Origin of the sequence: Streptomyces synnematoformans (genome assembly GCF_039531005.1) — a bacterium.
GTDB classification, from domain to species: domain Bacteria; phylum Actinomycetota; class Actinomycetes; order Streptomycetales; family Streptomycetaceae; genus Streptomyces; species Streptomyces synnematoformans.
This window is the reverse complement of sequence record NZ_BAAAPF010000314.1, coordinates 1-7,952: the sequence shown is the minus strand read 5'-3', so window position 1 is coordinate 7,952 and position 7,952 is coordinate 1. Positions and strand designations below refer to the sequence as shown.

Below are 7,952 nucleotides of genomic sequence, written 5' to 3'. Positions count from 1 at the left end.
CACGCGCACCCCCCCACGGTCCGGCCCCCGCCCCACCCGGGGCCCCGGGCGCGGCCGCCCGGGCCGCCGGGCCCGCCCGAACCGACCCCGGCACCCCGCTACGGCCTGCTCGGCGAGAGCCCCGTCGACTCGCGCAGCGCCAGGTCGTACCCCGCCAGCACCGTCGTCGGCGGCGCCTCCGCCGGACCCTCTATCCGCGCCAGCAGCGCCTTCACCGCCAGCCGGGCCAGCTCCTGCTTGTCCGGCGCCACGCTGGTCAGCGACGGCACCATGTACCGCGCCTCCTGGATGTCGTCGAAGCCGACGACCGCCAGGTCCTCCGGGATCGCCAGCCCCTCGTCGTGCGCGACGCGCATCGCGCCCGACGCCAGCATGTCGGTGAAGCAGAAGACCGCGTCCGGCGGCTGGGGCAGCGCCCGCAGCTCCCGCATCGCCGCCGCGCCGTCCGCGCGGGTGTACGCGCCCACGGCGGGCGCCAGCACCGGGTCGTACGCGAGCCCGGCCTCGGCCAGCGCCTCGCGGTGGCCCTGCATGCGCTGCTGGGCGGTGGCGTGCGGCGGTTCGTCGTGCTGCCAGCCGATGACGCCGATGCGGCGGCGGCCGAGGCCGACGAGGTGCCGGGTGGCGTCGCGGGCGGCGGCCACGTTGTCGATGAGCACGTGGTCGGCGGGGACCTCGTAGTCCCGCTCGCCCAGCAGCACGAGGGGGACGCGGCGTTCGCGGCCGGCCAGCGCCGTCTGGTCCAGGCCGAGAGGGCTGAGGAGCACGCCGTCGATGAGGGGGTCGCTGAGGCCGCAGGCGATGCGCAGCTCCTCGGCCGGGTCGCCGTCGGTCACCTCGATGAGGACGGTCTGCCCGCTCTCCTTGGCGGCGGCGATGACGCAGGTGGCCAGCTCCGCGAAGTAGGGCGCGACGAGTTCGGGGACGGCCAGGGCGATGACGCCGCTGCGGCCGGTGCGCAGGTGGCGGGCGGAGGCGTGCGGGCGGTAGCCGAGTTCGTCGATGGCGCGCAGGACGCGCTCGCGGGTCGGCCCGGCGACGCGCGCGGCGCCGCGGACGACGTTCGAGACGGTCTTGATGGAGACACCGGCGCGTTCTGCGACGTCCTTGAGGCGGGCCCCGGACACGGCTTCCTCCCGATTCCTCCGCGGTTCTGGCTGCGCACACCCTACGCCTTCCTGCGCAGGCTGTTGACGCGGTCGGCGCGGCGATATACAACGTTGCACCAAGACCGGATTACAACGTTGTACAAGCGCCGCGGAAAGGGACATCCGCCATGCTCCGACGCCTCACCTCCCCCGGCCGAGCGGCCCCCGGCCCCGCCCCCGGCACCGCCCCCGGCGCCCCGGGAGACCCGGCCGCCCCCTCCCTCCGCGCCCTGCTGCGCCGCGGCGCCCGCCTCGCCGTCGGCGCCGCCGCCACCGTGGCGCGCAGCGGCTGCGGCTCGACCATCGCCCAGGGCTTCACCGGCGGCGAACCCCCCGCGGACCGGCTGAACTTCTGGAACCCGTTCACCGGCGGCGACGGCGCACGCATGGTCGCCATGCAGCAGGAGTACGAGAAGGCGCACCCGGAGAACTCCCTGCGGGCCACCACCTTCGTCTGGGGCAACCCGTACTACACCAAGCTCAGCCTCGCCACGGTCGGCGACCGCCCCCCGCACGTCGCCGTCGCGCACCTGTCGAAGCTGCCGGTGCTCGCCCGGGCCGGGCTGCTCACCGAGCTGCCCGGTGACGCGCTGGCCGGGCAGGGCATGACGCCGGAGAAGTTCGACGCCAAGCCGTGGCGCAAGTCCCACGTCGACGACCGGCTCTACGGCGTCCCCCTCGACACCCACCCCTTCGTCCTGTACTTCCGCACCGACATCGCCGAGAAGGCCGGCCTGCTCGACGGCGGCGAACTCGCCGGCGTCGACGGCCCCGACGAGTTCGCGGCCGCGCTGCGCGCGGCGAAGGAGGTCACCGGCGCGTTCGGCGGCTCGGTCGCCTCCATCAAGGACTCGGCCACCCAGTTCCGCCTCTTCCTCTCCTTCTACACCCAGCTCGGCGGCCGGCCGCTGGTCGCCGACGCCGGCGCCACCGTGACCGTCGACCTCGACGCCGCCGAGGAGGCGCTCGCGTACATCCGGCGGCTCGGCGAGGAGAAGCTGATCCCCACCGGGGCCGACGGGCAGGCCGCCATCACCATGCTCACCACCGGCCAGGCCGGGTTCCTCATGGACGGCGTCTGGCAGATCGTCGCCGTGCTGGACTCGAAGGTGGGGTTCGACATGCGGCCGCTGCCGCGGATCTTCTCCGACGCCCCCTACGCCTGCTTCGCCGACAGCCACGCCCTGGTGCTGCCCCGGCAGCCGAAGCGGGACGACGCCCGCGTCGACCTGTCGCTGGAGTTCGCCGCCTCCCTGCTCGACTCCAGCAGGCTGTGGGCCGAGGGCGGCCACATCCCCGCCTGGCTGCCGACCCAGCGCTCGGCCGCGTACCGGGAGCTGACGCCCCAGTCCCACTACACCGAAGCCGCCGAGGGCGCCGCGTACGACCCCGTCGCCTGGTACGGCGGCGCCGGCAGCAACCTGCAGATAAACGTGGGCGACGCGGTGACCGCCGCGCTCACCGGCCGGTCGAGCCCGCGGGCCGCCGCGGAACGGGTCCGCAGCGAACTGCGCACGCTCGCGGACGTCGAGTCCCCGATCTGACCCGCCGCCGACACCCCGCAAACGAAAGGCATCCCCGTGGCGAGCACACTCGGCACCGGCGCCGTCACCCCCGACCGCCGCGCCGCCGGCGCCGTTCGCGGACGGCTCACGGGCCCGGCCCTGATCGCACCGTTCGCGCTCTTCTACATCGTTTTCCTGGTCGGCCCGCTGATCTACACCTTCGTGGCGGGCTTCTTCAACGGCAGCCTGCTGCGCGACGGCTTCGGCAGCTGGGTCGGCCTCACCAACTACGCCGACGTCCTGAGCGACGCGGAGTTCTGGCGCACGCTGAAGCACACCCTGTGGTTCACCGTGCTGACCACCGTCCCGCTGGTGCTGCTGGCGCTGCTCCTCGCGATCCTCGCCGACCGGTTCGTACGCGGCCGGTGGTTCTTCCGCTTCGCGTTCTTCGCGCCGTACGTGATCCCGTCCGCGTCGGTCTCGCTGATCTTCATGTGGGGCGTGCTCGCCGACCAGGTGGGCCTCGCCCAGGACTGGCTCAAGGCCCTCGGCGTCGACTCGCCGCCGTCCTGGCTGGGCGACCCGAGCTGGGCGATGTGGTCCATGGCCGGCGTCACCGTCTGGTGGACCGTCGGCTTCAACTTCGTGCTCTACCTCGCCGGCCTGCAGGAGATCCCCCGGGACGTGCACGAGGCCGCCGCGATCGACGGCGCCGGCCCCTGGCAGCGGATCCGGCACGTGGTCGTCCCCATGCTGGGGCGGACGACGACGCTCGTCACCGTGCTCCAGATCGTCGCCTCGCTGAAGGTCTTCGACCAGATCTACATGATGACCGGCGGCGGCCCCGACGGCTCCACCCGGCCGACGCTGCAGTACATCGTCGACACCGGCTTCACCGACGGCCGCACCGGCTACGCCTCGGTCATCTCCCTGTTCCTCTTCCTCGTCATCCTGCTGATCTCCCTGGTCTGGTTCTTCCTCGTCCGCCGGGCAGAGAAGGAGAGCTGAGCCGTGACCGGTACTACGCAAACCGCCGCCCCCGCGCCCCGGCGCCGCTACGACGCCGAGAAGCTCTTCAACCGCGTCGCGCTCGGCGTCCTCGTCGCCTTCGCGCTGCTGTGGCTGGTGCCGCTGCTGTTCGCGACGGCGATATCCATCCGGCCGGCCGACGAGATAGCCGTCGACCCGACGTCCTGGTTCTCGTCCAACCCCACGCTCGCGGCGTACGAGGACCTCTTCGACAAGGGCAAGCTGCCCTACTGGTACGCCAACAGCTTCATCGTCTCGCTGCTGACCACGGTGCTCACCGTCGGCACCGCCTCGCTCGCCGCCTTCGGCCTGTCCCAGGTGCGCTTCCGCCTTCGCCGCGTGGCGTTCCTGCTGCTGCTCGCCGGGATCATGGTCCCGATGCAGGTGCTGATGATCCCGCAGTTCCTCGCGCTGCAGGAGGTGGGCCTGCTCAACACGTACTGGGGCGTGGTCCTGCCGCAGGTGCCGAACGTCGTCGCCGTCTTCGTCTTCAAGCAGTTCTTCGACGGCATCCCCAGGGAGCTGGTCGAGGCCGCGCGCGCCGACGGCGCCGGCTGGCTGCGCACGTACTGGCAGATCGTGATGCCGGTCGCGCGGCCCGCCGTGTCGGCCGTGACGATCTTCGTCTTCGTGCAGGTCTGGAACAACTTCCTGTGGCCGCTGCTGGTGGTCACCGACCCGGAGATGATGACGCTGCCCGTCGGCCTCAACTCCGTACAGGACGCCTTCGGCATCCCGTACGCGCAGCTCATGGCCTCCGCCGTGCTCGGCGCCGTCCCGCTGCTCGTCGTCTTCTCGCTCTTCCAGCGCCGCATCGTCGAGGGCATCGCCGGTACGGGCCTGAAGTAGGCCCGCACCGCCCCGCCCCCGCGCACCACCGCACACCCCCGAGAAAGGCACCGCATGCCGCACACCGCCAGGTTCACCGTCGACCCCGCGTTCGTCGTCGGCGAGGTGGACCCGCGCCTGTACGGGACGTTCGTCGAGCACATGGGCCGCTGCGTCTACACCGGGATCTACGAGCCCGGCCACCCCACCGCCGACCCGGCCGGGTTCCGCGGCGACGTCGCCGCCCTGGTCCGCGAGCTGGGCACCGGCCTCGTCCGCTACCCCGGCGGCAACTTCGTCTCCGGCTACCACTGGGAGGACGGCGTCGGGCCGGTGGCGGACCGGCCGCGCCGGCTCGACCTGGCCTGGCGGTCGGTGGAGTCCAACGAGGTCGGCACCAACGAGTTCCTGACCTGGGCGAAGGGGCTGGGTCTGGAGCCGATGATGGCCGTCAACCTCGGCACCCGCGGCATCGACGCCGCCCGCGCGCTCGTCGAGTACGTCAACCACCCCGGCGGCACCGCCTGGTCCGACCTGCGCGTCAGCCACGGCGTCGCCGAGCCGCACGGCGTGCGGCTGTGGTGCCTGGGCAACGAGATGGACGGCCCGTGGCAGACCGGGCACAAGTCGGCGCGCGAGTACGGCCGGCTGGCGGCCGAGGCCGGCAAGGCCATGCACCAGGTCGACCCGACGATCGAACTCGTCGCCTGCGGCAGCTCCAACGCGCAGATGCCGACGTTCGGCAGCTGGGAGCGCGAGGTCCTGGAGGAGACCTACGACGAGGTCGACTACCTGTCGCTGCACGCCTACTACGAGGAGCTGGACGGCGACCGGGCGAGCTTCCTCGCCTCCGGCGCGCACATGGACCAGTACATCTCCGACGTGGTGTCCACCGCGGACCACGTACGCGCCGTCAGGCGGGCGGACAAGCGGATCCGGCTCTCGTTCGACGAGTGGAACGTCTGGTACGCCGCCCGCTTCCCCGGCGAGCGCAACCTGGCCACCGCCGAGACCCCGCGGCTGATCGAGGACACGTACTCGGTGACCGATGCCGCCGTCGTCGGCTCCCTGCTCATCACCCTCCTCCGGCACGCCGACCGGGTCGCCGTGGCGTGCCTGGCGCAGCTGGTCAACGTCATCGCGCCGATCCGCAGCGAGCCCGGCGGGCCGGCGTGGCGGCAGACGACGTTCCACCCCTTCGCGCAGGCCGCCCGGTTCGCGCGCGGCACGGTCCTGCGCACCGAGCCGGACCGCACGGCGTCGCGCGTCGAGACGCCGCGGCACGGCGACGTCCCGGCGCTCGACCACGTCGTGACGTACGACGAGGAGAGCGGCGACCTCACGGTCCTGGCCGTGAACCGCGCCCAGGACGAGCCGCTGCGGCTGTCCGCCGCGCTGCGCGGGTTCGGTCCGGGCGGCACAGCGGACGCGTACGAGGTCCTCGAACACCTGGTCCTCGCCGACGACGACCCCGACGCGGCGAACACCGAGGCCGACCCGGGGCGGGTGCTGCCGCGGGCCGTCTCCGCCACCCGGATCGGCGCGGACGGCGAACTGGAGGCCGAACTGCCGCCCGTGTCCTGGAACGTGATCCGGCTACGGAGACAGAGCAGGTGACCACCCGCCGCACATAATCGAAACTGCCGGAAAACCCCGTACATCCCTCGGCGCCTCTCGGGAGTCCTACGTCGTGAATCACACGGCGCCGACCTGGTGTGAAGCTCGCTACACCTAAGGCCCTTTTTGCATGAACCAGGGGCGTTCTTCGCAAATCTGGCCTAAAGTTCCGGGAGCGAAGGGTGCGCGTCGACCAGGGGAGGATCGCGTGCGCCTCATCAGTCGCGATGTGCCAGGGGGGAACATGCGGCGTATCGGGGTTTCCGATACCGGGATCATGACGGCCGAGCCGAGACGCGGGACCCGCGTGCGCTCCGCCGCGGCGAAGCCGACGTGGTATCTGCCGGCCGCTCTCGTCACCGACGCGGCGGGGACGGCGATACCCGTCGTGCTCGTCTTCGTCCTGACCCGGCAGCCGTATCCGGCGCTCTGCGCCGCGCTGGCCGCCGGCGGCTGGCTCGCCGTACGGGCCGCGCGGCGCCGCTACTCCGCGCGGCAGCTCGGCGAGTCGGGCGCGGTGGTGCCGCTGCTGCAGGACTGGCTCCTGCTGCTCGGCGTGCTCGCCGTCGTCCGCGCGTTCACCGCCGACAGCGCCGCCGAGCCGCAGCCGGCCCTGCTCGCGCTGCTGCCCGGCCTGGTGCTGACGGCCGGCACCGCCAAACTGCTCCACCACCACCTCGTCGCCTCCCGCCGGGAGGGCCGGGCGGTACGGCGCGTGCTGGTGGTCGCCGAGCCGGCGACCGCCGACCAGGTCGTCGGCCAGCTGGCCGCGCGCACCGACCACGAGTACGTGGTCGTCGGCGTCGTCCCGGTCGGCGAGGCCCCGCTGTCCTGCGGCGCCCCGGAGGCCGCCCGGCTCGGCCCGGTCCCCGCGGACCGGGCGGGCTGGGAGGCCCAGGCGGTGCTGTCCGCCGCCGCCGAGCACGGCGCCGAGCTGGTCCTCGCCGCCCCCGGACCGCTGCTGCCGGCGGGCCGGCTGCGGCAGCTGGCGTGGGCGGTGCACGACGCGGGGCTGCCGCTGGCGGTGCTGCCCGGCGTCGCCGAGGTCGCCGAGCGGCGGATGCGGCTGTCGGTCGTCGCGGGCCTGACGCTGCTGCACATCGCGCCGCCGCTGCGGCGGGGCGCGCAGTCGACGCTGAAGGCGGCGGGCGACCGCGTGGCCGCGGCCGTCGGCATCGCGCTGCTGGCGCCGGTCTTCGCGGTGATCGCGGCGGCGGTCAAGTTCACCTCGCCGGGGCCGGTGTTCCACCGGCAGACCCGCCTCGGCCGCGGCGGCGCACCGTTCACGATGTGGAAGTTCCGCAGCATGGTGCAGGACGCGGAGCAGCAGAAGTCCACCCTGTCGGTGGTCAACGAGCACGACGGCAGCCCCATCTTCAAGATCCGCCGCGACCCGCGGGTCACCCGCGTCGGCGAGGTGCTGCGCCGCAGCTCGCTGGACGAGCTGCCGCAGCTGTTCAACGTGCTGCGCGGCGAGATGTCCCTGGTGGGCCCGCGCCCGCCGCTGCCGGAGGAGGTCGCCGGGTACAGCGACACGGAGCTGCGCCGGCTGGCGGTGAAGCCGGGGATGACGGGCCTGTGGCAGGTCAGCGGCCGCTCGGACCTGACCTGGGACGAGACGATCGCGCTGGACCTGCACTACGTCGAGAACTGGTCCTTCGCCCACGACATGGACGTGATGGCCCGCACCCTGCGCGCGGTCGTCGACGGCCGGGGGGCGTATTGAGCCGGCGAGCACCGTTCCGCCTGCGGCGCGCAACCGCCCCCGGTGCGCGGCCGGTCGCCCGGGCCGCGGTCACGCCGCGGCCCGCGCCGCCGCCGCGTC

The 7,952-nt window shown here is 73.3% G+C and carries 6 protein-coding genes; 5 read left to right on the top strand and 1 reads right to left on the bottom strand.

Translation table 11 applies throughout. The features are described 5' to 3' along the window. Positions 1-98: 98 nt before the first annotated feature. Positions 99-1,127, bottom strand: a complete 1,029-nt coding sequence (locus tag ABD317_RS30305) for a LacI family DNA-binding transcriptional regulator (RefSeq protein WP_344293995.1) — start codon at positions 1,125-1,127, stop codon at positions 99-101. Positions 1,128-1,276: 149 nt separating this feature from the next. Here ABD317_RS30305 and ABD317_RS30300 point away from each other — a divergent pair, with 149 nt between their 5' ends. From ABD317_RS30300 to ABD317_RS30280, 5 genes are all read left to right on the top strand, one after another. Then, the gene (locus tag ABD317_RS30300) at positions 1,277-2,692 is read left to right on the top strand and encodes an extracellular solute-binding protein (RefSeq protein WP_344293993.1); all 1,416 of its coding nucleotides are present in this window, start codon (positions 1,277-1,279) and stop codon (positions 2,690-2,692) included. Positions 2,693-2,728: 36 nt separating this feature from the next. Further along, entirely contained in the window at positions 2,729-3,661 is a 933-nt protein-coding gene (locus tag ABD317_RS30295) for a carbohydrate ABC transporter permease (RefSeq protein WP_344293991.1), read from the top strand. Between the two features lie 3 nt (positions 3,662-3,664). After that, positions 3,665-4,531 carry an ABC transporter permease subunit gene (locus ABD317_RS30290; protein WP_027753854.1) on the top strand — a complete coding sequence of 289 codons (867 nt, stop codon included), beginning with the start codon at positions 3,665-3,667 and terminating at the stop codon, positions 4,529-4,531. A gap of 54 nt (positions 4,532-4,585) precedes the next feature. Next, entirely contained in the window at positions 4,586-6,127 is a 1,542-nt protein-coding gene (gene arfA, locus ABD317_RS30285; RefSeq protein WP_344293989.1) for an arabinosylfuranosidase ArfA, read from the top strand. Between the two features lie 277 nt (positions 6,128-6,404). Next, positions 6,405-7,853 carry a sugar transferase gene (locus tag ABD317_RS30280; RefSeq protein ID WP_344293987.1) on the top strand — a complete coding sequence of 483 codons (1,449 nt, stop codon included), beginning with the start codon at positions 6,405-6,407 and terminating at the stop codon, positions 7,851-7,853. Positions 7,854-7,952 lie beyond the last annotated feature (99 nt).

Coding starts and splice junctions, on each gene's coding strand:
- ABD317_RS30300 (WP_344293993.1), top strand. CDS start 1,277: ATGCTCCGACGCCTCACCTCCCCCGGCCGAGCGGCCCCCGGCCCCGCC.
- ABD317_RS30280 (WP_344293987.1), top strand. CDS start 6,405: ATGACGGCCGAGCCGAGACGCGGGACCCGCGTGCGCTCCGCCGCGGCG.
- arfA (WP_344293989.1), top strand. CDS start 4,586: ATGCCGCACACCGCCAGGTTCACCGTCGACCCCGCGTTCGTCGTCGGC.